Origin of the sequence: Streptomyces sp. NBC_01446, from assembly GCF_026340095.1 — a bacterium.
Classification (GTDB): domain Bacteria; phylum Actinomycetota; class Actinomycetes; order Streptomycetales; family Streptomycetaceae; genus Streptomyces; species Streptomyces aureus.
Genome location: NZ_JAPEPO010000003.1, coordinates 518,550 through 541,660, shown reverse-complemented (window position 1 = coordinate 541,660; position 23,111 = coordinate 518,550). Strand labels below are relative to the sequence as shown.

At 68.4% G+C, this 23,111-nt stretch carries 22 protein-coding genes and 5 pseudogenes; 16 read left to right on the top strand and 11 right to left on the bottom strand.

Annotation, left to right across the window (positions count from 1 at the left end):
- Nucleotides 1–115: 115 nt before the first annotated feature.
- A pseudogene (locus OG456_RS46995) lies at nt 116–874 on the top strand (DUF72 domain-containing protein); the annotation flags it as partial.
- Between the two features lie 12 nt (nt 875–886).
- Here the strand turns inward: OG456_RS46995 and OG456_RS46990 are convergent.
- Nucleotides 887–2,032, bottom strand: a complete 1,146-nt coding sequence (locus OG456_RS46990; protein WP_266571223.1) for a CapA family protein — start codon at nt 2,030–2,032, stop codon at nt 887–889.
- 397 nt (nt 2,033–2,429) lie between these two features.
- On the opposite strand from OG456_RS46990, the pseudogene OG456_RS46985 reads away from it, so the two are divergent.
- A pseudogene (locus OG456_RS46985) lies at nt 2,430–2,640 on the top strand (sigma factor-like helix-turn-helix DNA-binding protein); the annotation flags it as partial.
- Between the two features lie 204 nt (nt 2,641–2,844).
- On the opposite strand, the gene OG456_RS46980 reads toward OG456_RS46985, so the two are convergent.
- The 3 genes from OG456_RS46980 to OG456_RS46970 form a co-directional block, all read right to left on the bottom strand.
- Nucleotides 2,845–3,219 carry a VOC family protein gene (locus tag OG456_RS46980; protein WP_266571222.1) on the bottom strand — a complete coding sequence of 125 codons (375 nt, stop codon included), beginning with the start codon at nt 3,217–3,219 and terminating at the stop codon, nt 2,845–2,847.
- Nucleotides 3,220–3,449: 230 nt separating this feature from the next.
- Nucleotides 3,450–3,875 carry a DUF4267 domain-containing protein gene (locus OG456_RS46975; protein ID WP_266571221.1) on the bottom strand — a complete coding sequence of 142 codons (426 nt, stop codon included), beginning with the start codon at nt 3,873–3,875 and terminating at the stop codon, nt 3,450–3,452.
- Nucleotides 3,876–4,107: 232 nt separating this feature from the next.
- Nucleotides 4,108–4,554 carry a DUF1772 domain-containing protein gene (locus tag OG456_RS46970; RefSeq protein ID WP_266571220.1) on the bottom strand — a complete coding sequence of 149 codons (447 nt, stop codon included), beginning with the start codon at nt 4,552–4,554 and terminating at the stop codon, nt 4,108–4,110.
- Between the two features lie 91 nt (nt 4,555–4,645).
- Here OG456_RS46970 and OG456_RS46965 point away from each other — a divergent pair, with 91 nt between their 5' ends.
- The 4 genes and pseudogenes from OG456_RS46965 to OG456_RS46950 all read left to right on the top strand — a co-directional run bounded on the left by OG456_RS46965 (nt 4,646) and on the right by OG456_RS46950 (nt 7,405).
- Nucleotides 4,646–5,224 (top strand): TetR/AcrR family transcriptional regulator, encoded by a 579-nt coding sequence (locus tag OG456_RS46965; RefSeq protein ID WP_266571219.1) that lies wholly within the window; start codon nt 4,646–4,648, stop codon nt 5,222–5,224.
- 84 nt (nt 5,225–5,308) lie between these two features.
- Nucleotides 5,309–5,722, top strand: coding sequence for a transposase family protein (locus tag OG456_RS46960; RefSeq protein ID WP_266571218.1), 414 nt, complete (start codon nt 5,309–5,311; stop codon nt 5,720–5,722).
- Nucleotides 5,723–5,826: 104 nt separating this feature from the next.
- Nucleotides 5,827–6,238: pseudogene (locus OG456_RS46955) on the top strand (hypothetical protein); the annotation flags it as partial.
- A 204-nt stretch (nt 6,239–6,442) separates the two neighbouring features.
- On the top strand, nt 6,443–7,405 hold the full coding sequence (locus tag OG456_RS46950; protein WP_266571217.1) for an adenosine kinase: 963 nt from the start codon (nt 6,443–6,445) through the stop codon (nt 7,403–7,405).
- A gap of 211 nt (nt 7,406–7,616) precedes the next feature.
- Here OG456_RS46950 and OG456_RS46945 read toward each other — a convergent pair whose 3' ends face one another.
- Nucleotides 7,617–8,597 (bottom strand): DUF5996 family protein, encoded by a 981-nt coding sequence (locus OG456_RS46945; protein ID WP_266571783.1) that lies wholly within the window; start codon nt 8,595–8,597, stop codon nt 7,617–7,619.
- A gap of 222 nt (nt 8,598–8,819) precedes the next feature.
- Between OG456_RS46945 and OG456_RS46940 the strand changes: the two genes are divergently transcribed.
- Nucleotides 8,820–9,674, top strand: a complete 855-nt coding sequence (locus OG456_RS46940; RefSeq protein ID WP_266571216.1) for an NmrA/HSCARG family protein — start codon at nt 8,820–8,822, stop codon at nt 9,672–9,674.
- Between the two features lie 73 nt (nt 9,675–9,747).
- Here the strand turns inward: OG456_RS46940 and OG456_RS46935 are convergent, their stop codons facing one another.
- Together OG456_RS46935 and OG456_RS46930 are read right to left on the bottom strand one after the other, a co-directional pair.
- Nucleotides 9,748–10,593, bottom strand: coding sequence for an alpha/beta fold hydrolase (locus OG456_RS46935; RefSeq protein WP_266571215.1), 846 nt, complete (start codon nt 10,591–10,593; stop codon nt 9,748–9,750).
- A gap of 761 nt (nt 10,594–11,354) precedes the next feature.
- Complete coding sequence (locus OG456_RS46930; protein WP_323136473.1) at nt 11,355–12,254, bottom strand: AraC family transcriptional regulator; 900 nt, start codon at nt 12,252–12,254, stop codon at nt 11,355–11,357.
- Nucleotides 12,255–12,327: 73 nt separating this feature from the next.
- On the opposite strand from OG456_RS46930, the gene OG456_RS46925 reads away from it, so the two are divergent.
- Both OG456_RS46925 and OG456_RS46920 read left to right on the top strand, forming a co-directional pair.
- Nucleotides 12,328–13,146 (top strand): phytanoyl-CoA dioxygenase family protein, encoded by an 819-nt coding sequence (locus OG456_RS46925; protein ID WP_266571214.1) that lies wholly within the window; start codon nt 12,328–12,330, stop codon nt 13,144–13,146.
- The gene (locus tag OG456_RS46920; RefSeq protein ID WP_266571213.1) at nt 13,143–13,418 is read left to right on the top strand and encodes a hypothetical protein; all 276 of its coding nucleotides are present in this window, start codon (nt 13,143–13,145) and stop codon (nt 13,416–13,418) included. The genes OG456_RS46925 and OG456_RS46920 overlap by 4 nt, the downstream gene beginning before the upstream one ends.
- Before the next feature lie 352 nt (nt 13,419–13,770).
- Here the strand turns inward: OG456_RS46920 and OG456_RS46915 are convergent, their stop codons facing one another.
- From OG456_RS46915 to OG456_RS46905, 3 genes are all read right to left on the bottom strand, one after another.
- Nucleotides 13,771–14,064: a hypothetical protein gene (locus tag OG456_RS46915; RefSeq protein ID WP_266571212.1), complete on the bottom strand. Its 294-nt coding sequence runs from the start codon at nt 14,062–14,064 to the stop codon at nt 13,771–13,773.
- A 261-nt stretch (nt 14,065–14,325) separates the two neighbouring features.
- Nucleotides 14,326–15,741: a C4-dicarboxylate transporter DctA gene (gene dctA, locus OG456_RS46910; protein ID WP_266571211.1), complete on the bottom strand. Its 1,416-nt coding sequence runs from the start codon at nt 15,739–15,741 to the stop codon at nt 14,326–14,328.
- Nucleotides 15,738–16,856, bottom strand: a complete 1,119-nt coding sequence (locus OG456_RS46905) for a PrpF domain-containing protein (RefSeq protein ID WP_266571209.1) — start codon at nt 16,854–16,856, stop codon at nt 15,738–15,740. Before OG456_RS46905 ends, dctA begins: the two co-directional genes overlap by 4 nt.
- 147 nt (nt 16,857–17,003) lie before the next feature.
- On the opposite strand from OG456_RS46905, the gene OG456_RS46900 reads away from it, so the two are divergent.
- Nucleotides 17,004–17,909, top strand: coding sequence for a LysR family transcriptional regulator (locus tag OG456_RS46900; protein WP_266571782.1), 906 nt, complete (start codon nt 17,004–17,006; stop codon nt 17,907–17,909).
- Between the two features lie 41 nt (nt 17,910–17,950).
- Nucleotides 17,951–18,158 (top strand): annotated as a pseudogene (locus OG456_RS46895) (IS110 family transposase); the annotation flags it as partial.
- On the opposite strand, the gene OG456_RS46890 reads toward OG456_RS46895, so the two are convergent.
- On the bottom strand, nt 18,133–18,360 hold the full coding sequence (locus OG456_RS46890) for a hypothetical protein (RefSeq protein WP_266571208.1): 228 nt from the start codon (nt 18,358–18,360) through the stop codon (nt 18,133–18,135). The pseudogene OG456_RS46895 and the gene OG456_RS46890 overlap by 26 nt on opposite strands.
- Nucleotides 18,361–18,689: 329 nt before the next feature.
- Between OG456_RS46890 and OG456_RS46885 the strand changes: the two genes are divergently transcribed.
- The 5 genes and pseudogenes from OG456_RS46885 to OG456_RS46870 all read left to right on the top strand — a co-directional run bounded on the left by OG456_RS46885 (nt 18,690) and on the right by OG456_RS46870 (nt 23,077).
- The gene (locus OG456_RS46885) at nt 18,690–19,226 is read left to right on the top strand and encodes a phenolic acid decarboxylase (protein ID WP_323136494.1); all 537 of its coding nucleotides are present in this window, start codon (nt 18,690–18,692) and stop codon (nt 19,224–19,226) included.
- A gap of 4 nt (nt 19,227–19,230) precedes the next feature.
- Nucleotides 19,231–19,397 (top strand): annotated as a pseudogene (locus tag OG456_RS50720) (IS5/IS1182 family transposase); the annotation flags it as partial.
- 168 nt (nt 19,398–19,565) lie between these two features.
- On the top strand, nt 19,566–20,651 hold the full coding sequence (locus tag OG456_RS46880; protein ID WP_266571207.1) for a LacI family DNA-binding transcriptional regulator: 1,086 nt from the start codon (nt 19,566–19,568) through the stop codon (nt 20,649–20,651).
- A gap of 125 nt (nt 20,652–20,776) precedes the next feature.
- The gene (locus tag OG456_RS46875; protein WP_266571206.1) at nt 20,777–22,072 is read left to right on the top strand and encodes an extracellular solute-binding protein; all 1,296 of its coding nucleotides are present in this window, start codon (nt 20,777–20,779) and stop codon (nt 22,070–22,072) included.
- 15 nt (nt 22,073–22,087) lie between these two features.
- Nucleotides 22,088–23,077 (top strand): carbohydrate ABC transporter permease, encoded by a 990-nt coding sequence (locus tag OG456_RS46870; RefSeq protein WP_266571205.1) that lies wholly within the window; start codon nt 22,088–22,090, stop codon nt 23,075–23,077.
- Nucleotides 23,078–23,111 lie beyond the last annotated feature (34 nt).

The window sequence follows — 23,111 nt, the reverse complement described above, 5'->3', positions numbered from 1 at the left end:
GGGCTCCGGTCTCTCTGATTCCAGCAGTTTCCAGAATCCCTCCGTGCGGGCTCATTCGGCGATTTCCCCACGTTCCGTTATGGATATACCCATTTCTCGCGGGTAGGGGTCGGGCATGCCCATGCTCGTCGGAACCTCGGGGTGGCAGTACGAGGACTGGCGCGGCGCTCTCTACCCGACCGGCCTGGCGCAGCGGTTGTGGCTGGAGGAGTACGCCCGGCGATTCGCGACCGTCGAGAACAACAACGCCTTCTACCGGCTTCCGACGAAGGAGATCTTCGGGTCTTGGCGGGAGCGGACGCCTGAGGGGTTCGTCATGGCGGTCAAGGCCAGCCGCTATCTGACCCATATGAAGCGGCTGCGCGACCCCGAGGAGCCGGTGCACCGTCTGCTGGACCGTGCCGAGGGCCTTGGTGACCGCCTGGGGCCCGTACTGCTGCAATTGCCGCCCCACCTCCGGGAGGACGTCGGGGCGCTGGATGCGTGCCTGAGCTGCTTTTCCAGCACGGTCCGGGTGGCCGTTGAACTGCGGCACGCCTCGTGGTGGGACGCGGAGCGGGAGCTTCGGGCGGTACTTGAGCGGCACGGCAGCGCGCTGTGCTGGGCGGACCGGGGATCACGGCCGGTGACGCCGCTGTGGCGTACCGCGTCCTGGGGGTACGTGCGCTTCCACGGCGGCATCGCCCAGCCGCCGCCCCGCTATGGCCGGCAGGCGTTGAAGTCCTGGGCTGGACGCATCGCCGACGCCTGGCCGGACCGGGACGACGTGTACGTGTACTTCAACAACGACCTGGGCGCTGCGGCCGTCGTCGACGCCACGAGGTTCGCCCGGGCCGCGGCCACGCTGGGCCGGACGGTGAGCCGGACGCCGTCGTCCCTCACGGGCTTATGCCGGCCGGGCGCCGTTTTGGACGGGCGACCCGTCGACGCCGAAGGTGAGGATGCCGTCCGGGTCGTACGCGATGCGCGAGCCGAAGCCGCGGCTGATCCGGCCCAGGAGGTCCTGAAGCCACTGGCAGTCCTTCGCCGACGCCCTCCGAAGCCGCATCCGCCGGGTCTGGAAGGGCGTGATGCGCAGTTCGCGGAGTCTGCCGGTGCCCGGCTCCAGCGAGGGGGAGTAGAGCAGCCGCAAGTCGTCGCGGTAGTTCTCGTAGCCGGAGATGCCCTCGTAGTCGTTGACCAGGTCGCCGCAGCCGTAGACGATGAGCTTTCCCCGATACAGCTCGAGCGGCCGGGGATGGTGCGAGGAATGCCCGTGGACGACGTCCGCGCCTCCGTCGACGAGTGCGTGTGCGAAGCGGACCTGGTCGCGGGGAACGGAGTAGCCCCAGTTGGAACCCCAGTGGATCGAGGTGATGACGATGTCACCCGGTCGTTTCACCTGCCGGATCCGGGTGACCACCGCAGCCGCTGCGGCGTCCGACGCCTCGGCCACGTAGGCGATCCCACTTCGGTCCACCGCGGCGGCCCAGCTCGGCGGGATTCCGCTGGACGGCATGCCGAAGGAGTGGACCAGGATCCGCCGGCCGCCCTTGACGGGGACTATCGCCGGCCGCCGGGCCGCGTCCGCGTCGTGTCCCGCACCCGCTGAGGCGATACCGGCGCTCGCCAGCGCGTCGAGGGTCTCCGCGAGGCCGCGGCGGCCGAAGTCGAGGATGTGGTTGTTCGCCAGGACGCAGACGTCGGGGCGAGCGGCGACGAGGCAGGGCAGGTTGGCGGGATGCATGCGGTAGTGGACGGCCTTGCCGGGTGCGAAGTCGTCGCTCCGCGTGACGCTGGTCTCCAGATTGAGCACCACGGCGTCGGAATCGGCCGGGTCGAGGAGCCGCAGCGTGTCACCCCAGGGCCAGGAGAAATCGACTGGGCAGGGAAGCGGTCCGTTCGCGACCTCCGCCAGCTCGACGTAGGAGCGGGCGTCCCGGACGTACGTCTCCGCCAGTGCCGGATCACCCGGGTGCGGAAGTATCTGGTCGACGCCCCGCCCAAGCATCACGTCGCCCGCGAGGCACAGCGTGATCAGATCACCCTGCATGCCCTCCAGGTTAGAACTCTGCCACCGGGATGTCACCGGAGCCGCGACGCCGCCGTGCTCAGCCCGGCCGAGGTGCGCACGACGCCCGCGGTTTCTGGCCGGGGGACGGCAGATCGTCACCCTCCGCACTGTCTCCCGACCCCAAGGGCACGAAGATGTTCTCTGATGTGCAGTGGGCGGCGTTCTTGCCGACGGCGATGTTGGTGGCGGCGACGCCGGGTGTGAATCCACTGCTGAGTCTGCGCAACGGGCTGCGACACGGCTGGGTAGCGGCGGTGAGTGCGACGCTGGGGCGGTTCACCGCGTTCGTGGCGATGGTGATCGCTGTTGCGGCAGGGCAGGGCAGGGCAGGGCAGGGCAGGGCAGGGCATCGCAGTGTGCGGTGCTGGCGGCTGTAGCCCTCGAGACGGCCGTCGACCGCGAGGCAGGCAAGCCGTGTCGCCACGCATTGCCCGAGCGTGAACGGACCATCCTCTACTTGCGGTTCTTCCGCGACATGACCCAGACGCGGATCGGTGAAACTCGGCATCTGACAAATGCACGTCTCCAGACTGAGCAACCCATGCTGTGACCAGGTGCGCACCCAAGTCCTCAAGGACGCCGCCTGACACTGTGCGCCGTAACGCTCGACCCTCGGATCGGTACTTCGAACAACAACCGCCCTGCCCCCCCGTCATGACGGACACGAGGTCGTCTCAGTCGGTGTAGCGGCAAACGAGGCGATGACGATGCCGACGAAGGACAGGGCTTTGCGTCCGCAGCGCCTGTACCGGCAGCGGCAGCCATGAGCCAGGACAGTGGGTCCGATGGCCTCAGTGGAGGCAGAGACAGAACGGATGGCCGGCCGGGTCCGCGTAGACCCGCCAGTTGACCCCCGGGCGAAGCTGGTCCGTCCGCTCCAGCACGGTCGCGCCGAGGGCGAGCGCCCGCTCCTCCTCCCCGTCGAGGTCATCCACGTCGAAGTCCAGGTGGAGCTGCTGCGGGTGCTCCTGGCCGGGCCACTGGGGCGGTTGGTAGCCGTCCACCCGCTGGCAGGCCAGCGGCGTCCCCTCGAACCCGCTCACCTCGACCCAGTCGGCATCCTCAGGGTCCGGGACCGCCCGGCCGCCGAGGAAATCCGCGTAGAACTTCGCTAGCCGTTCCGCATCAGCGCAGTCCAGCACGACTGCCTGCAGTTTTCGAATCACTTCCGACACCCCTCGCTCCACGGCGGGTTCCGCCATCCACTACGCGAACGTCGCCCGCTCACTCCTCGAGTCGGTACCCTGAACAACACTCGTCCCACCTACGTCCGACCAGTTGGGCCTCTTGGCAACAGCACGCCACGACGCGCCATGTGTCCGATGCCGACTGCTCGGCGGTCGGTTAGGTGTATCGCTGAGAGGGGCTCCGACTCCCACGATCTGCTGTTGCGAGGTTAGGCGGGCTGAGGGGCGGGCGTTGCCGGAGCGGCCGCGGCCTTGCGGGTTTCGCGCATGATCAGCAGGCCGTTGACCACCATCAGTGTCGCGGTCAGGGCGTGGACGCCGAGCGCGGTGGCCACGGAGCCGTGGTGGGCCAGCACGGTGGTCATGTCGCCGTACGCGGCGAGGGCCTCCACCAGCAACGCCCAGCCCAGCGCCCGGCGGTGGCCCGTCACCAGCAGGATGCCCAGGACCAGGGCCATGACGACGTCGCGGATTCCCTTGATGATCAGGAAGCCGTCGCCGTCGCCGGACGGCCAGCTCGGCAGGCCGAAGCCCGGCGCCGTCGTCTCCGGGCTCACGATGAACTCCGTCCCGAACCAGAGGACGAAGAGGATGAAGGCGGCGGCCAGGACGGTGTTGATCTTCTTCAGCGACATTGTTCTTCTCCTTAAGAGTCTTCGCCAACTTGGTGAGTTTCGTGGTGCTTGCTGAGTCGCGTGGGGCCTGATCAGGCCGCGCGGACGCGGCTGATCGAGAGGCGTGGTTCGTCGGAATCGCAGTTGTGGGATCTGAACGGCAGCTGCATTCCCGGACGTTGGGATTTCGGTGGCCCGCCGTCGCCCGGGGAGTGGGGATTGTGCGCCACCGGCGCGGTGTCAGCCCGCAGGCTCAGGTGAGGGCGGCGGCCAGCAGGGTGAAGGCGGCGATGAGGACGGCGACGCGGACGTAGTGCCAGCGGTTCCAGCGGTTCAGCTGCTCCTTCCAGTCGGCGGGCCGGTTCTCGGGGGTCCACGTCTTGTTCCGGTTGTTGATCGGGACGAGCAGCAGGATCGACATGATGACGCTGAGGATCAGCAGTCCGGCGGCGGTGACGACGAGTCCGGTGCCGTGGTCGTGCCATCCGGCGATGGCCCAGATCACGGCGAGGACGAGCGAGCCGATGTACCAGAACGGCATCACGGCGCCGAGCATCCGGCCGCCGTGGGCGTGGCCGAGTTGGCCGGCGTCGCCGGGAAGTGCGTTGAGGATCCGGTTGATGACGAAGGCGACGGAGAACTCCACCCCCACCATCACGCCGACGACCACGGTGGTGACGACCTCGAGTGCGTTGAGCATGACGACCCCTCCAGATATCTAGCGTTGCTAGCTGTGGAGCTAACGCTAGTACTACTGCCGCTTGATTGTCTAGCGATGCTAGGATCGAATCATGTCGGTACATGAACGCAAGCAGCGCGAACGGGCGGCCCGTGAGCGCCTGATCGTGGCGACGGCCCGTGAACTCGCCGAGCAGCAGGGCTGGGACGCGGTCACCACGCGCCGGCTCGCCGAGCGCATCGAGTACAGCCAGCCCGTCCTCTACAGCCATTTCCGCGGCAAGCGCGAGATCATCGGCGCCGTCGCCCTGGAGGGCGCCACCGAGATGGCCGTCGCGCTGCGGGCCGCGACCTCCGCCGCGGACGGTCCGCGCGAGCGGGTCGTCGCCCTCGCCCGCGGCTACCTCGACTTCGCCGAGCGCAACTCGGCTGTCTACGACGCCCTGTTCCAGCTCGACGGCGGCCTGGCATACGCGCAGGAGGACACCCCGGAACCTCTCAAGGACGCCTTCGCCGCGCTGGTGGAGGTCCTCGGCGAGGTCGCCGGTGACGGCGTCCACCCGGGGCTGTTCACCGAGGTGTTCTGGGCGGCTCTGCACGGGATCGCGACCCTGACCCGGGCGGGACGGCTGCCGCCGGAGGACACCGAGCGGAGGATGGAGCTGCTGGTGGACCGCCTCGCCGTGGTCTGACACACCATCCGGGCGGGCACGCGGCCGGGGCACTCGGGCCCCGCCGCTGCCTGCCTGCGGCATCGGTCGACGTCATCGAGGCGGGTGAGGGTTTGGTCAGCGGGTTCTTCGCAGGCCCTGTGTCTGGTCGCCGTCCTCGGCGGAGCCACGTCCCTGGCCGCCATCTCCCGCTTCGCCGCCGATACCGGCTCCGGTCTGCGCGAACGACTCGGACTGATCTCCAGCACACCTAACGCCTCCACGCTGGGACGACTCCTGTCCCGCCTGGACGGCGACGCCCTGGACGACACCGTGGGCGCCTGGCTCGCCCGGTACGCCGCCGACCCGGACGACGAACCCGGCGACAGGCTGGTGGGCCTGGCCGTCGACGACAAGACCGTGCGAGGAGCCCGCACCGACAGCAGCGCCGTCTGCCTGTTCGCTGCCGCACTGCACTCCTGCCGGACCGTGGTCGCCCGGCGCCAGGTCGCCGCGAAGAGCAACGAAGTCCGACCGTGAATCCAGGCTCCCCACCTGGCCGGGCGGCTCCCAAGTTCCGCACCCCCGCATCGGGTTCGGGCATTCCTTTGCCCGGACCCGGCCGAACAGAGACGGAGACCCCGATGATCACCACCGATATCGCAACCCGTACGGCCGTCATGGTCGAGCTGACCGAGGCGTTCGACACGCGCTGGAGCCGCCTGCCCGGCATCCAGGTCGAGGGCCGGTGCATAACCATCGACCCGGCCGAGAACTTCTTCCGCTTCGAGTCCAACACCTTGTCGCCGACTGGGAGCGGGTCAAGTCCCAGCTCTTGCAGGCAGACGAGACGACTGGAGTGGCGTCGAGCAGCTCGCGCTCGGCTTCATCAAGCAGCACGGTGAGCCGCCCACTTCGGACGCGGCCCGACTGCTGTCCATCGCGTACGAGGTGTACGCCTACCTCTTCCGCGAGGAGCACCTCGCCAGCCTCGGTCTGCCGCAGAGCACTGCCGAACACCTGCGAATGCTGCGCGAGGCGGCAACGCTGATGGCGCGTCCGACATCACAGGGGAACTTCAACGCCCGGTCTCCACCGACAGCTCGAATCAGTGCGCCGCGGCGATCCGGTGGCGCCGACCTGTTGCGCGCCCGTCAAGCCCAGCACCACGACGAACCAGCCGAAAATTCCAGGAGGTTCTTGGCACGGCCCCGGCCCCCTGTTTGACTCAGCTGACGATGACCGGCAGAGAGGAACCCGATGACCACCCACATCGACGTCCTGGTCCTGGGCGGCGCGGGCGTGGACACGATCGTTCATGTCCCTGAACTGCCGCTCCCTTTCTCCGACAGTTACATGATCCGGCCCGGTATCACGGCCCGCGCGGGGCAGAGCGGCGACTTCGTCGCGCTGGGACTGACCGCCCTGGGGCTGCGCACTCATCATCTCGACATGATTGGAGACGACCACGAGGGAGAGCTGGTCCGCGCCCTCCACCGCGATCACGGCATTCCCCTCACCGCGATCCCGCAGCCCGCGGGCACCAAGCGCGCGGTCAACCTCGTCGGATCCGACGGGCGACGGCTGTCCCTCTACGACGACACCCGCTCCCGCGAGTCCGACCGGCTGCCCGAGGCGAAGGTACGCGAACTGGCCGCCGCCAGCCGCCACGCGCACGTCGTCATCACACACCCCTGCGCACAGGCGCTGCCCCTGCTCCGCGAGGCCGGTGTCACCCTCTCGACCGACCTGCACAACTGGGACGGCGTCAACCCATACCACGAGCCGTTCGCCCTGGAGGCGGATGTCGTCTTCGTGTCCACCACCGCACTGACCGACCCGGAGTGCACCATGCGCGACATCGCCTCCCGCGGTCGGGCCCGGATCGTCGTGGCCACCGCTGGCGCCGAGGGCGCCTACCTGCTGGCGGACGGCGAGGTGACGCACGTACCGACGATCACGCCCTCCGCCCCGGTGGTGGACTCCAACGGCGCGGGCGACGCCTTCGCCTCTGGATTCCTGCTCGGCTGGCTGAACGGCGAAGACCCGCGGCGCTGTGCCCTGTACGGAGCGATCGCTGGCGCCCACGCCTGCACCGTCCCGTCGACGCGCACCGATGCCGTCACCCGCGCGGAACTCCTCGCATGTGCCGCCGAGGCGGAGTTGACGAGCGTCCGGCCTTGGACGGCCGAGGACGTCCGGCCGGCCGATGGACACGTATGACGGCCGCCACGCTCCGGAAGCGACGCTCGGGTGGACCAAACCTCGGCTTCGCGGCTCGGAAGCGGCCGACTGCCGAACTAAGGGAAGACCAAGTACCCATAGTGGCCGACCTTCCAGGGGCGGTGAGGCCGACGCCGGTGGCTGCCGGTCCCGGCGAAGCGCCCGCCACGGGACGGCCCTGCCTCAGTGCCGGTCCACCGCTGCCGCAAGGTTATTGCAGATCGTCATGCACGCTCACCGAAGGCGATGATCTACGGTGCTCTCGCCACCGGTTCGGGTCCTCTTCCAGGGCCGCCCGGTCCCAGCCACCGTGTTCCGCAGCAGCCTCGTAGGTTGTGTGCAGGAAACCAGCCAGTACCCGGTCTGGGTCGGCCGCAGTACGCACCGCCTCGTACGGGAGTAGGAACTGACCGTGTTCAGGGCTGTAGAACGCGTCGGCCGGGGTGACCGGCTGCGCGGCGAAGCCATCCGGCTCGGGATAGGCGTACGAGTAAAAGGCTCCCTCTTCACCGCCGCCGGGCCAGAAACCACAGCTGCTCAACTCGCGGGAGTAGCCTTCCATCATCACCCAGTCACCGCAGTTCGGGGCGCCGCCAGGATGCGGCGGGGCCGCCCGTCCTGAGAACCTCGTGCAGGCCAGGTCCATGGCACCCCAGAAGAAGTGCACCGGGCTGACCTTGCCGACGAAGCACGAGCGGAACTCCCCCAGCACCCGGTTGGCCTGCAGCAACTGCTGCCAGAAGAGCTGTGCGGCGCTCGGGTCGTAGGAAGCGTGCTGGTAGTCCTCATCGAAGGGGATCGCCGGTTCCACCTCGTTCGGAGACGCCTGGATCTTTGTCTCAATACCCAACTCACCCAGGGCGTGCATCGTCTCGCGGTAAAAGTCAGCTACCGGTCTCGACTCCAGGGCCACGCTGCGGTTGGTGCCGTCGCTGCTGCGGACACACAGCTGATGGTCGAGGAAGTCGAACTCGATGTCGAAGACGCCTGAGCGGTAGGGGATCGCCGACGTGGTCAGGCCGCGCGGGCTGACGTACATGGTGACCTGCCACCAGTGATTGACCAGGGGCGCGTGGGCCAGCCGGATCTTGCCAACGATCTGGGTCCACATGTGCAGTGTGTCCCGGGTCTCGGTCCAGTCGGCGACCCGCAGCCGCGGCCACGTCGTCCGCGACGCCCCACGAAAGACCATGGCCACAGCACACTCCTCCCAGGACAACTGACCGATACCGACCACGCTGCCCTCAGCGGAAGAATCAGGCAACCCGGCGCGCCCCACCGGCCATCGCACCGGAACGCTTGGCATGCTCCACGAGCAACCGCTGCGCCTGCCTCGCCAGGACAGTGATCCAACGGCCCGGTCTCACCAGAGGCGGCGAGGCCCTGTAGGGCCGATTCGGAAGGAGTCTTCATCATGAATGTCGACCAGCCGGTGCTGGTACTCGGATCCACCGGGGGTCAGGGCAGTGCCGTCGTCAGCGCGATGCTGTCCCGCGGTGTGGCCGTCCGTGGCCTGGTCCGCAACCCTCAATCCGCTTCGGCCCGACGCCTGGCCGCCCGCGACGTCGAGGTTGTTGGCGGAGATCTCAGAGACCGCGAGTCCCTGGCCTCGGCCATGCGGGAAGTATCCGGTGTGTTCGCGATGACCACGCCCTTCGAGTCAGGGCCGGCCGCCGAGATCGCACAGGGCCAGGCCATTCTCACGGCCGCGCATGAGGCCCGTGTGCCACATTTGGTCTTCAGTTCCGTCGCAGGGGCCGACCAGGAAACTGGCGTGCCACACTTCGAGACCAAAGCAGTGATCGAACGGGAACTGGCCGCAGGCGACGTGCCCTACACAATCTTGGGTCCCACTTATTTCTTCGACAACGCCCTCGGTGACGTGGACCGGATCCGCCAGGGGGTGCTCGATCTGCCGCTGCCCCCAGACCGCCCGCTGCAACAACTGGCACGCCCCGACCTGGGCGAGTTCACCGCCGCCGTCTTCGCCGCACCAGACATGTTCATCGGACAGCGCATCGAGCTCGCCGGCGACGCCCCCACGCCCGATGACATGGCCGCCACGTTGAGCACGGCGCTCGGTCGGACCGTTCGCCACAACGAAGTGCAGCTCGACGAGATCGGCAACGACGACATGCGAGCGATGTGGACGTTCCTGCGTGGCCACGGCTACCGCGTCGACGTGCCGGCGCTGCACTCCGCCCATCCCGATCTGCGGTGGACGTCGTTCGCCGACTGGGCCGAGAATACCTTCTCATCAGCACCATGACAGGCTGGCCTGGTCCACAGGTCGTCCGCCACCCGCGGCCACACCCGGCCGTCCGTCAGTTTTAGACCCCCTGTCAGTGTGTGCGGTGTCGTACACGGCGGCCGGCGAGGACGGCAGCAGAGCCGGCGGCCAAGAACGCGCCGGCGATGCCGCCGAAGGTGATGGTGTGCTTCAAACTCCAGGAGGAACCCGTGTCCGCAAGGGCCGAGCGGGCAGCATCAGCACCGGTGGGAGCGGTCATAGCGATAGTGGTGGCCTGGAGGATGAGGTCGGCGACGGCGTCGGGGCGCGCGATCAGGGACACGTGGCAGGTGTTGATCTCCACGGTGTGGGAGTGGGCGCGTTTGGCCTCGAAGCGTTCCTGGTCCGGGTTGATGGTCATGTCCTGCCGGCCGACCAGAGCCCAGGACGGTATGTCCTTCCACGCCGCGACCTTGGCTGCCTCGGAGAACGCGGTGGTGGCCGCGGGCCGTTGGGTGTCTGCCAGGAGGTTCGCTTGGCCGGCTGACAGGCAGGCGGCGAAGACCGGGTGGACCTTGTCGTGCTTGAGGTACAGGTCGGTTCCGCTAGTGCTGCCGGCCTGGTAGGGCACGGATGTGGTGGCGGTGCCGAGCGCGCTGGGGAACCGCGCGGAGAGCGACATGCCGCTCTCGCCCACGTCCGGCATCAGCGCCGAGATGTACACGAGGGACTTCACCTGGGGATTGCCGGCCGCGGCCGTACTGATCACGGCTCCACCGTAGGAGTGCCCGGCCAGCACGACGGGGCCCTTGACACTCTTGAGTACGGAGGCGATGTAGGCCGCGTCGCTGTACAGCCCGCGCAGCGGGTTGGCCGGGGCCATGACCGTGTAGCCGCGACGCTCCAGCCGCTCGATCACCCCGTTCCAGCTGGAACCGTCGGCGAAGGCACCGTGCACAAGCACGATGGTGGGTTTCGCACCGCCTGTGCCGCCGTCCGCGGTAGCCGCAGGCGCTGCCGCTGTGCACAAGGCAGCGACGGCGCACACCGCCGCCGCGCTATGAGGACGCCATGTGCGGCGTCGTATGCCAGAGACCGCAGATGCCATCATGCTGTTCTCGCTTTCCGTTGAGGCCTAGTGCACATCAGCGTTCACGAGCGGGTGCCACCGAGCCCGCTCGCCCGGTGCAATCGGGTGAACCGACGTGGCACCGCGGCGACATCCGGCGCGAGCGACGCTTCGTGGCGATCGAAGCCGGGTGACGTGGCGGGCGGGAAGCACGTGGCGTGGTATGTCGATTGGCGCACCCCCCCAAGTGGCGAGATCACTGACTGACGTACGCCACTTCATCCTCAGCTGCCTCGAACACGGACCCCCGATGCCGAGTCCGAGGCAGACGCCGTCGACTGGGTTCAGCAAGGAGCCCGACCGCAGGGTTGACGCCTGGTTCCTCGGTCCAGTCATCTCGCGCCGACGCCGGCGCAGACAAGCGCTCAGTGGTTTGCTGCGCTGGCCAATTCGTTCGGGTTCGGCGGACACAACGTCAGTCTCGTCGTCACCAGGTGACGACGAGACTGACTCCCACGCCGGGCGGCATGGGCCCCTCAGGCCCGGTCGCCGGCCACTCGTGATGTCCTGTCGTTGCAGACTCGGTCTGACCATCAGGCCGGTCACGACATCCAGCGCAAGCCCCGCATACGACGCGATCCGCAACGCGCTCACGGCGACCAAGGCGTAGGCGTCGGGGCCGTTTCGCCCGACGACGGCCCTGAACGGTCACGCGTTGCTCGCGGAGCGGACGCGGTCCGTGGCCGAGGGGTCCCCGGACGGTCTTCGTTCCGGTTCCCTCGCGCCCGGCCCGCGCGTACCTCGCGCGGGCTCGCGCCGAGTTCGCGGCGGGACGCCTTGTTGAACGCCTGGAGGTCGACGATGCCCACGGCCGCGGCGATGGCGGTGATGGACAGCGTCGAGGACAACAGGAGGTGGCGGGCGCGTTGAAGGCGTCGGTGTCGGATGTATGCCACGACCGTGAGGCCGGTTTCGGCACGGAAGACTCGCGTCAGATGTGTGTGGGAGATTCCGACGGCGCGAGCGACGTCCGGTACGGACAGTGGGCTGGCCAAGCGTTCCTCGACGTAGGCCTGTGCAGTGGCCACAAAGGGGTGGTGGCGTCCGGCTCCATCGCCCCTCGGCAACTCGGCGACGCGCCACAGAGCGGCCCAGACCTCGGCGGTGGCTCGCGAGGGAGAAGTCGGCATGGCCGTCACGGCGTGTCGGAGCAGTTCGGCGAGTCGGGTGCTCTCGACCGCGGCGTCCTGCATCACCGGGACCACTCGCGGGGTTCCGCCGTCGTACAGCCGTAGATGGGCATAGAAGTGCTCAGACCTGCCCCGATAGTGAAAATGCACTTCCGTGTTCGGCGGCACGAGGCTGACGTGGCCGGGTCGTATGCGGTGAACCGACTGCCCGAGGGACAGAGCACCCTCGTAGTTGTAGAGGTGCAGCTGCCACAGGTCGGGCAGCCGGAAGACGTCATGGTCGGTGGAGACGCCGTGTACCCCGATGCCGGCATCGACCACGGTAGGCGCCTCGTCGAGTCGTACTGTTGCGAGCTTCACGAGGACGGAAAATTACCAGCAGTGGACGATTTCAGCCCACGACTGATCCGTACAGGACACATACGTTCGTCGCATGCCAACCAGCAAGCAACTCCTGACATCGGTTCAGGTGGCGCGCTTCGTCGCGCAGGGATTTCTGCGCCTGGACGCGGTGGTGCCGCAGGAGATCAATCGACGGGCCATCGCGACCTTGACCGAGGGCCTGCCGAACGTGCCCTACGGCACTCCGCTGGGCGGGGCTTTCGCCGAGGACGTCTTCGTCCACGAGCTGCTCGCCCTTCCGGTCGTCGCCGGAGCCGTGCAGAGCCTGGTCGGTCCTGGGCCGACCGTCGACCACCATGCCGTACATGTGCGCGAGCCGCACGGGGGACAGGCACAACCCCTGCACGCGGACGCGATCATCGACGTACGGCCGGATGCGTTCGACATCCAACTCATGTACTACCCGCACGAGGTGACCGCCAAGATGGGCGGCACGCTGAGTGTGCCGGGAAGCCATCTGCGCCGGATCAACGAGACGGACATCGGACGCGTCCAGAACCTCAGGGGGCAGACGCGTCTGACATGCCCGGCGGGCACGGTCATCCTCGTGCACCACGGGATCTGGCACGGCGGCCGTCGCAACGACACCGCGCGCCGCCGCTACATGTACAAACTCCGCCTCAACCCGACCGTGCCGCAGGTGCGGCTCTGGGACACCTCCGACCTGCACGACCCAGCCGTGAACGCGGAACTCGAGACCTACTTCCCCTGGTACGAGCAGGCCGCCGCCCGGCTGGAGATCTATAACCGGGTCCTCCTGTGGCGGGCCCTGACCGGCGACGACTCGTTCGATGTCGAGTACTGGGTCACGCGCGTCAGCAACCGGCCGGCCCTGAGGAGTCATGCATGAGACAGCAGGTTCTGGTCCTCTACCTGGTGACGTCGGCAATCGACTCCGAGGTCGTGGGCTGGTCCAGATACGACGGGACCGGCCGAACCAGCCCGACGACCGGTGACAGCGACGAGCCGCCCTACCCGACGGGGCTTGCCGCGATGCAGGACGGGTGGCGTCTGTTCCAGGCCGCCCAGCTGCTGCCGCCGCAGCCCGGCCACGAGTACGACGTCTCCTTCCTCAAGCACGAGTTCTTCTTCGAGAAGTGGGAGGAAGGCTTTCGGCCGTGACCCGGTGCGGGAACTGCGCCCTACTTGCCCGCCTCCGGGATCCAGCCGCCCGGGCCGTTGCGATTGGTGTCGATCACGAGTGATGCAGTTCGCCGGTCGGCGGGGTGCCGTCGTTGGGTGCGGTGGCCGCTGGCCGGTCGCGGGGTGGGGATGAGCCGGGCCACGGGCTTCCTGGACCAGCAGCCGTAGATCATCTGGTAGGCGACTTCGGGGAGGAACTGTCCGGGTGGCGCCGGCGGATTGCGAGCGCCGCCGCAGCATGGAGTTGAGCTGCTGTTCCTGGTCCGCCGGCGGGCTCGGCACGGTCACGAAGACTGTGGAGAGCTTCGGCGGGTTCGCTAAGCAGTACGAGCTAGGGCACGCAGGAGCGTGGTGACGTGAGGGACGTGCAGGCGGCGGTCGCGCTCGCGCTGCGGCACCAGCAGCACCGCGCGGCCTGCGACCTGGCCGGCACCCCAGGCGTCGTCCTCGTTTCGGCGTGCAGCTGCTCGGCCAGTCGGCGCGCGGCCCGCTCGGCGACGGTGAGTTCCTCGAGCTCGCCGGGCACCTCTTGGAGCTGCTGGCTCAACGTCTCTGCCTGCAGCTCTAGTTCGGCCCTGCGGGCCGTGATCAGTCCATGAAGGTCCGGTTCCGCATCCCTGGCCACCTGACGCAGCTCCCGGCCCGGATCGTACGGACAGGTACCTCGCTCATGCCGGGAAATCCGCGGATCCCTGATCACCGAAAAAACGGCAGACGACGCGGGAGTTCTGCGCGGCGTTCGCCGGACTTGATCAGAGGTTGGAAGACTGGGCGTACCGGAGGGCCGGACGTTCCTGATCAGCCGGGACGGCGAGTACGACGTCCTGTTGAGACGCGGGAGGGCCGGCCCGGAGCATCTGCTCCAGGCCGGCCCGCCCACGCAATATCAGGTTGCGGCGGGGACCGGGTCGCGGGTTGGTTCGGGCATCGCCTCGGGTGCGGGCGTCTGCTTCGGATCGGGCGCGGCTGTCACCGCCGAGGGATCGGGGGTGGGGGCATAGGGGATCTCTCCACGCAGGACGGCCTTGGCGCGGTCCTCGTCGAGCTCGCCCTCCCACCGGGCGACGGCCAGGGTGGCGACGCCGTTGCCGACCACGCTGGTCAGGGCGCGGGCTTCGGACATGAACCGGTCGATGCCGAAGATCAGCGCGAGGGCGGCGACCGGGACGTGCGGGACAGCGCTGAGGGTGGCGGCCAGGGCGATGAAGCCGGAGCCGGTGACGCCTGCGGCTCCCTTGGAGGTGAGCAGCATGACGGCGAGCATGGCCAGTTGCTGGGTGAGGCTGAGGTCGATACCGAGGGCCTGGGCGAGGAAGACCGAGCCCATGGTCAGGTAGATGGCGGTGCCGTCGAGGTTGAAGGAGTACCCGGCGGGCAGCGTGATGCCGACGACCGGTTTCGAGGCGCCCACGTGCTGAAGCTTGGCCATCATGCGCGGCAGGACGGGCTCGGTGGAGGAGGTGCCCAGGACGATCAGCAGTTCTTCCTTGATGTAGCGCAGGAAGGGGAGTATCCGCAGTCCGTTCAGGCGCATCACGGTCCCGAGGACGACCAGGACGAAGAAGAGGGCCGTCAGCCAGAACGAGCCGACCAGCAGGGCCAGGTGGCGCAGGGTGCCCAGGCCGTAGTTGCCGATGGTGAAGGCCATCGAGCCGAACGCGCCGATGGGGGCGAGCCGCATGATCCAGCGGATGAGCGTGAACAGGACCGTGGAGAACTTCTCGACGCCCCGGGCGATGCCCAGGCCGGCCTCTCCGCTTGCGTGCAGGCCGAAGCCGAACAGCACGGACACCAGCAGCACCGGCAGGATCTCGTTGCCGGTCAGGGCGCTGACCAGGGTGGCCGGGATCATGGCGAGGACGAACTCGGCGAAGCCCTCGTGGGCCGTGGACGCCTCTGGCGGCAGGCCCTTGGCGGACAGGCTCGAGAGATCGATGTGCAGACCGCTGCCCGGCTTGACGACGTTGACGACGACCAGGCCGATCACCATGGCCACGGTGGTCAGCACCTCGAAGTAGACCAGAGCCTTCAGGCTCACGCGGCCGACCGCGCGGGCATTGCCCATGGATGCGATGCCGTGGACGACCGTACAGAAGATGATCGGCGCGATGAGCATCTTCACCAGCGCGATGAAGCCGTCGCCGAGCGGCTTGAGGTCAGTGCCGACGGACGGCCACAGTCGGCCCACGGCGGCGCCGAGGAGGACGGCGATCAGGCACTGGACGTAGAGGTGGGACAGCATCCGGCGGATGCGGCCCGGTGGTGCGGTGACGGTACCCGGGGCGGCGTCGTTGCGGCTCATGCGGGGCGTCCTTCCAGGACGGGAACGAGGAGTTCGGCTCGGGCGATACGCCGGGCGGCGCGGTGCAGGAGCACCGTGGGGGACGCGCCGTCCGGTGCGGGGACGGCTTGGGTGGCGATCACGCCGGCGGGGGTGCCCAGCCGCAGCGTGCCGTCGACGGTCTGCCGGGCGACGCGGTGGGCGAGGGTGCCGGGGGTGGTGGCGGCCGCGGCCAGGGCCACGGCGGAGGTCAGGCCGATCGCCGGGTGCGGGGCGTGCATGGAGACCATGCGCACGGCCAGGTCGTACTCGTCCTGGTTGACGAGGATGCCCTGTGTGGTGCGATAAGAGGCAGGCCGGGCGACGATACCCACCTTCGGCACCGCATGGCTGACCGGACCGTCCTCGCGGGCCAGGCCCATGGCCAGCGCTGCCTGGCGGCGCAGCAGTGTCAGCGCGGGCACTGCGGTGGCGAACGCGGTAAGGGATTCCGTGCCGTCGAGGCCGAACGCCTTGGCCTCGAAGAGTGCGGCCGGAGCGCCGGCGTCCACCAGGGATGCCTCGACGGCACCGTCCGGGCCGGTCAGCTCGTCCAGCGCCCGGCCGGTCGGCAGAGCGCGGCCGGTCGTCGAGCCCGCCGGGTCCTGAAACCCGAGCAGGACCGGCACGCCCGGCGCCGAGGTACCCGGCACCACGGCTGTGCCCTCCTCCGGGGCCACGCCCGCGGGGGTGGGGATCGTGCCGGTGAGGCGGGCCCCGGTGTTGACGTTGAGCATGCGGACCGTGGTGGTGTCCGACGCGATCGGCACGAGCTTGTGGTGGACGGCGTACAGGGCCACGGCGGTGGCGCAGTTGCCGCAATTGCTGGCCCACTCCACGCGCTCGTCGCCGATTCCGACCTGTGCGAAGGCGTACTCGACATCCACTCCATGTTCGGCCGACGCCTGGACGACGGCGGCCTTGGAGGTGGTGGAGGAAGCGCCGCCCACGCCGTCGATCTGACGGGGGTCGGCGGCGTTGAAGGCAGCGAGCAGCAGGGCATCGACATCCACGCCCGTGGCGACCACGTCGCGGTGGTCGAAGATCCAGCACTTGCTGGTTCCTCCGCGGATCATCTCGCCCTGCAGACGCAACACAACTGACTCCTGACAGACATGGAAGGGGAAGCCCACCCGACGGTCTCGCCGTGGGTGGTGTCCTCCACGGTGAGTTACAGCAGGGTGAAGTACAATCTCGGAAATCTGCATGGCTATTAAGGTGAAGTGAACGCTGGAGGTAGCGGCATGCTCGACGTCCGGCGCATCCTGTTGTTCACCGAGGTCGCCCGGCGCGGCTCGGTGACAGCGACCGCCCGCGCCCTCAACTACACACCGTCAGCGGTATCGCAGCAGATCAGCCGCCTGGAAACGGAGGCAGGACAGCCCCTCCTTGAACGCCACGCCCGGGGCGTCACCGCCACCGACGCCGGACGGGCGCTGGCCGAACGAGGGGAACGGATCGAACGCGAACTGCAGGCCGCGGAAAACGAACTCGCCGACTTCGCCGGCCTGCGCGCGGGCACGCTGCGTATCGGCACCTTCCCCACCGTCGGTGCCTCGCTCCTCCCGCAGGCCGTGATCGCCTTCCGGGACGCCCACCCCGACGTACGGCTGACCGTCCGCAGCGCCCGCATCGCCGGGCTCTGGACGATGCTGGAGAACCGGGAGATCGAGATGTCGCTGATGTGGGACTACGACTGGGGGCGAATCGACCGGGAGGACGTCGTCGTCACCCCCCTTCTCGATGACCCGCCGGCCCTTCTCGTCAGCGACCACCATCCACTCGCCGGCCGCGACGCCGCCTCACTCGCCGACTTCGCACACGACCCATGGATCACCCGCGCCGACCATCACCCGGTGGCCGAAGCCCTTGTCCGCGGCTGTCGCGCCCTCGGCTTCGAGCCCCACATCGCCTACGAGGCGCACGACTACCAGGAAGCCCAGGCCATGGTCGCCGCCGGCATCGGCGTCGCCCTCGCCCCCACCCTGGCCCTGGAAGGCATCCGACCCGGCGTCAACGTCCTGCCGCTCCAACCGCCGGCCCCCATCCGCCGCATCCTCCTGGTTCGCATGACCGACCACCCGCTCACCCCCGCCGCCCTGACCTTCGCCGGACTCCTCCGCGACGCTGCGGCGGCCCGAACCCTCTGACATCACGCGGCGGTCGGTGAAGAACGACCGTCTCAACCACCGGCTACCTCTGGGCCTTCGCCGGTCCGAACGGATCACCCGGGCCAAGGCCACTACCGTCGGCGCGGCGACGAACACGGCGACTGGCACGCGGCAGCCCTGCGGAACCTGTTCATTCGAATGCTCGGACAGCTCTATCACTGTCTTCAGCGGTGCGAGTTGTTTAAGGAACGCATCGCTTTCCTCACCGAACTCGCCACCGGCTCTTGACGCGTTGGCAAGGTGAGGTGTCTGGCGCATCCTCACCAAGCTCCGCCTGCACGTCCGTCACGCCACCACGCTCCTGCGCGCCCTGCTCGTACTGACCAACAGCGAGATCGCGCGCTGACAGACGATCTTGACGCCAGGCAATCGCCCCCGACCAGCGCGAGTACACAACCCACCACACAAATTCAAAATAGTGGATGTTCATTTGGGGAGGAGGCGCAGGCTGAACGCTTCATCGGTCGCGACGATGATCGGCTCCGGATTTGCCGAACCGCGGAGCCACGTGCGTACGGGCCCACTTGAAACGAGACCTGCGGCGGCTGGTTCCGCGGGGCGTCGACGCCGTTCACCCGGGCGAGGCTGTGCCGTACCCGTCGCACGGCCGCTTCGTGGCGCAGCTGGCGCGAGCAGCAGCGGCCCGGGCGACGGCGCGGGGGCCGGGGAGCCGAGGGACACCGGCAGTGGGGTCTCAGCGCCCCGGTGGCTCCGCCTCCAGGACGGTGAGCAGTTCTGCGAGTACCGGCAGGGCTCGCTCTGACCACTGAAGACTTCGAGACGACCGTCGCCCGGCCCGCTCCGCCGCAGAACCTGTCCGGGATCGTCGGCCACCGCTTCATCTACACCTACTCCAACGGCTGGCAGTACGAGATGTACGTGAAGAACGACCACACCATCGACTACCGGATCCACTCCGGCATGGTCGGCGGGCGCTGGGTCAAGGACCAGCACGTGGATCTCGTCCAGCTCGACGAGGACAGCTACAAGGTCTCCTGGAACGAGCCGACCGGCACGTCGGTCTCGGTCAACGTCATGCCGGGCAAGTGCCGCTTGCACGGGGTGATCTTCTTCCCGCACTGGGTCGAGGAGCACGGCGAACGCACCGTGTGTTTCCAGAACGACCACCTCGACGAGGTGCACACGTACCGCGACAACGGACCCACCTACCCGATCTACGTGGTCCCCGAGTTCGCCCACATCACCCTCTTCGAGTACGTCGGCGCGGACGACGAATCCGTCATCTCCGTCGCCCCCGGCGACCTCCCTGCCAACTGGTCCCACCGCACCAACTGACCCGCAGGGAGACGGTGTCTTCGACCAGTACAACAGCCTCCTCCGCCGCAAGTCCGCAGGCGGGAAGGCCGGTAAGAGGACCGACGGGTTGTGGGCCGCAAGCGGAGCATCGACACCGGCGGACTCCTCCTCGGAGTCCTCGTCACCGCGGCCAGCGTGCAGGACTCCATCGGGGCGGGAGATCCACGCGTATCCGTACAACGGTCGACAAGGGGGTGAAGCGCCCATGTGCGGCGCCAACTCGCCTGGCTGCGCGGGATCGTGGAGGGTGGGGCTTGACGGGCGGCAGGCCGGGGGCATGTCCTACGGTTTTCCGGAAAGCACACGGAGATCTTCCGGATGCACAGGTTGACGGAGGTGGGGAACGTGGCCGGGGAAGGCGCTCAGCGCAAGGCTGCCACGCGGAGCCCGGACGGGCCGGCCAAGGTGACGATCACCGAGATCGCGCGGGAGGCAGGGGTGTCCGTGCCCACCGTCTCGCGGGTCGTCAACGGGCGCTCCGATGTCTCGCCCGCCACCCGGGCCCGGGTCGAGGATCTGCTGCACCGGCACGGTTACCAGCGTCGGCCGCCCGCGCCGGCGGGGCGGGCGGCCCTGCTCGACCTGGTCTTCAATGACCTGGACAGCCCTTGGGCCGTGGAGATCATCCGCGGTGTCGAGGAGGTCGCGCACGAGGCCGAGGTGGGCACGGTGGTCTCCGCGAACCATGACCGGGTGGGGGCCGCGCGGCAGTGGATGACCAATCTGCGGGCACGCGCCTCCGACGGGGTGATCCTCGTGACGTCCGTCCTCGAACCCGGCCTCCACGACGAACTGCGGCGCCTGGGCGTGCCGTTGGTGGTGATCGACCCGGCCGGCTCGCCCGCCACCGATGCGCCGACGGTGGGCGCTACCAACTGGGCGGGCGGAATGGCCGCGACGGAGCATCTACTGGGACTCGGTCACCGCCGGATCGGGTTCATCGAGGGCCCGCCCCGGCTGCTGTGCTCCCGGGCCAGGCTCGACGGCTACCGGGCGGCCCTGGACGTCGCGGGCGTGCCGGTCGAGGACGAGCTGGTCGTGCCCGGGGACTTCTACCACGAGTCCGGATTCACCGGCTGCAACCGGCTGCTGGATCTCTCGGACCCGCCCACCGCCGTCTTCGCCGCCAGTGACCAGATGGCGTTGGGTGCGATCGAGGCGCTGCGCCGGAGCGGTCTGCGGGTGCCCGAGGACATGAGCGTCGTCGGCTTCGACGACCTGCCGGAGGTGCGCTGGAGCGCGCCGCCGCTCACCACGGTGCGCCAACCCCTTTCCGATATGGGCAAGTTGGCGGCCCGTGCCGTTCTCGATCTCGCGCGCGACGTCGCGCCCGCGTCGCCACGCATCGAGCTGGCGACGGAGCTCGTGGTCAGGGCCAGTACGGGGGCGCCGCGCGAGGCGTAACGGAAGACGCCGCTCCGGGGGTGTCAACGGTCTCTTTTGTAAAGGCCGTTGACACCCCCGTCGCGTGTCCGTAACTTCCGTGGCCATCTCCCGATAGTTTTCGGATCTCTTCCGGAAGGTGTGCCATGCCAGCCTCAGATTTCTCCCGCCGACGATTCCTCGGCACCGCCACCGTCGCCGGTCTGGGGACCGTGGTGCTCTCGTCCTGCGGGGACTCCGACACCGGGTCCACCGACGGCCGGGGACGCACCGTTGTCGAGTGGTGGAACATCCAGACGACCCAGCCGTCCAAGCGGCTGTGGGCGGAGCAGGCCAAGGCGTACGAGAAGGCCCACCCCGACGTGCGGATCAAGCTGGTGACGCTGGAGAACGAGGCGTTCAAGTCGAAGCTGACCGCCCTGACCAGTTCCAACAAGCTGCCGGACCTGTTCCACACCTGGGGCGGGGGTGTGCTGAAGCAGCAAGTGGACGCCGGTCTCGTAGAGGACCTCACAGACTCCGTCAAGCCGTGGATCGACGACCTGGTGCCCGTCTCCAAGGAGGCCTACCAGTTCGACGGCAAGCTGTACGCGGTGCCGATCGACATCGGCGGCGTGGGCTTCTGGTACAACAAGGCGCTCTTCAAGAAGGCCGGTGTCGCCACCCCGCCCACGACCTGGTCCGACTTCCTCGACACGGTCAGGAAGCTGAAGACGGCCGGCATCACCCCGATCGCCCTCGCCGGCAAGGACAAGTGGCCCGGCATGTACTACTGGGCCTACCTCGCGATGCGCATCGCGGGCGTCGACGGGATGCAGAAGGCCGCCGAGGCCAAGGACTTCACCGGCGACGACTTCGTCAAGGCGGGCGAGCACATCAAGGAACTCGTCGCCCTCCAGCCGTTCCAGAAGGGCTTCCTCGGCGCCGCCTTCTCGGGCCCCACGGGCGAGGCCGCCCAGATGGGCAACGGAAAGGCGGCGATGGAGCTGATGGGGCAGTGGGCGCCCACCGTTCAGGCGGCCGAGGGCAAGGGGATCGGCAACGACCTCGGCTTCTTCCCGTTCCCCTCCGTCGAGGGCGGCAAGGGCAAGGGCACCGACGTCTTCGGCGGCGGTGGCGGCTACGCCCTGCGCAAGGGCGCGCCCAAGGAGGCCATCGACTTCCTGAAGTTCTTCATGGGCGCCGAGTCGGACAGCAAGCTCGTCAAGGCGGGAGTCCTGATCCCGATCAACAAGGGCTCCATGGGCGCCCTCACCGACCCCTACCTCAAGGCGGTTTCCGACATGCTGAACGCCTCCACCGGCTTCCAGCTCTACCTCGACCAGGCCTACCCGCCGGCCGTCGGACAGGAGGTCAACGACTCGGTGGCCGCTCTGATCGCCGGGTCCAAGTCCCCCGAACAAGTGGCGCGTTCCATCACTCAGGTCGCCAAGAGCCAGTAGCCCGGGACTCTTTCGATGACTTCCATCCAGGCGCGCGACGTCCGCCGGGACATCGCCAAGGAGCCGAGCGGCGTGAGCGCCGACTCGCGCCCGCGGATGCGGCGGCTGCGGGACTGGCTGACCCCCTTCGTCTTCACCGTGCCGGCCCTCGTCCTGTTCTGCCTGCTCGTCCTCACCCCGATCCTGTACGCCCTCTACGTCAGCTTCTTCAACTGGGGAGGGATCGGGTCGCCCTCGGACTTCGTGGGCCTCGACAACTTCATCCGCCTCTTCGATGACCCGGTCTTCCTCGGCGACCTCTCGCGCGGCGGCATGCTCGTCGCCTTCTCGCTCGTCCTGCAACTGCCGTTCGCGCTCGTCATGGCCGTGCTCCTGAACCAGAAGCTGCGCGGGCGGGCCGTCTACCGGATGCTCTTCTTCGCTCCGTACGTCCTGTCCGAGGTCATCACCGGCGTCCTGTTCTCCATGATCTTCCAGCCGGACCAGGGTCTCGCGGACAAGGCGCTCGGAGCGATCGGCCTCGACGGGCTCGGCGGCCTCTGGTTCGCCGGACAGGGCAGCGTCCTGCCTACGCTCTTCCTGGTCATGACCTGGAAGTACTTCGGCTTCCACATGATGCTCTACCTCGCCGGGCTGCAGGGCATCCCCGCCGAGCTCCACGAGGCCGCCCGCCTCGACGGCGCGGGCGCCTGGCAGCGCTTCCGCCACATCACGCTGCCGCTGCTCGGGCCCACGATCAGGATGACGATCTTCCTGTCCGTGATCGGCGCCATCCAGCTCTTCGACCTGGTGTGGGTGGTGACCCAGGGCGGCCCCGACCACCACTCCGAGACGATGGCCGTCACCATGTTCCAGTTCGGGTTCAAGCGCTACCAGGTCGGCTACGCCAGCGCGATCAGCATCGCGATGTTCCTCATCAGCCTCTTCTTCGCCCTCGTCTACCAGCGGTTCGTGCTGCGCCGCGACACCGAAGGAGCTCTCACCAACATGCGAGCGACCCGTTGAGCGCGCCGGCCCGAACCCTGACCGCACGCGGCGC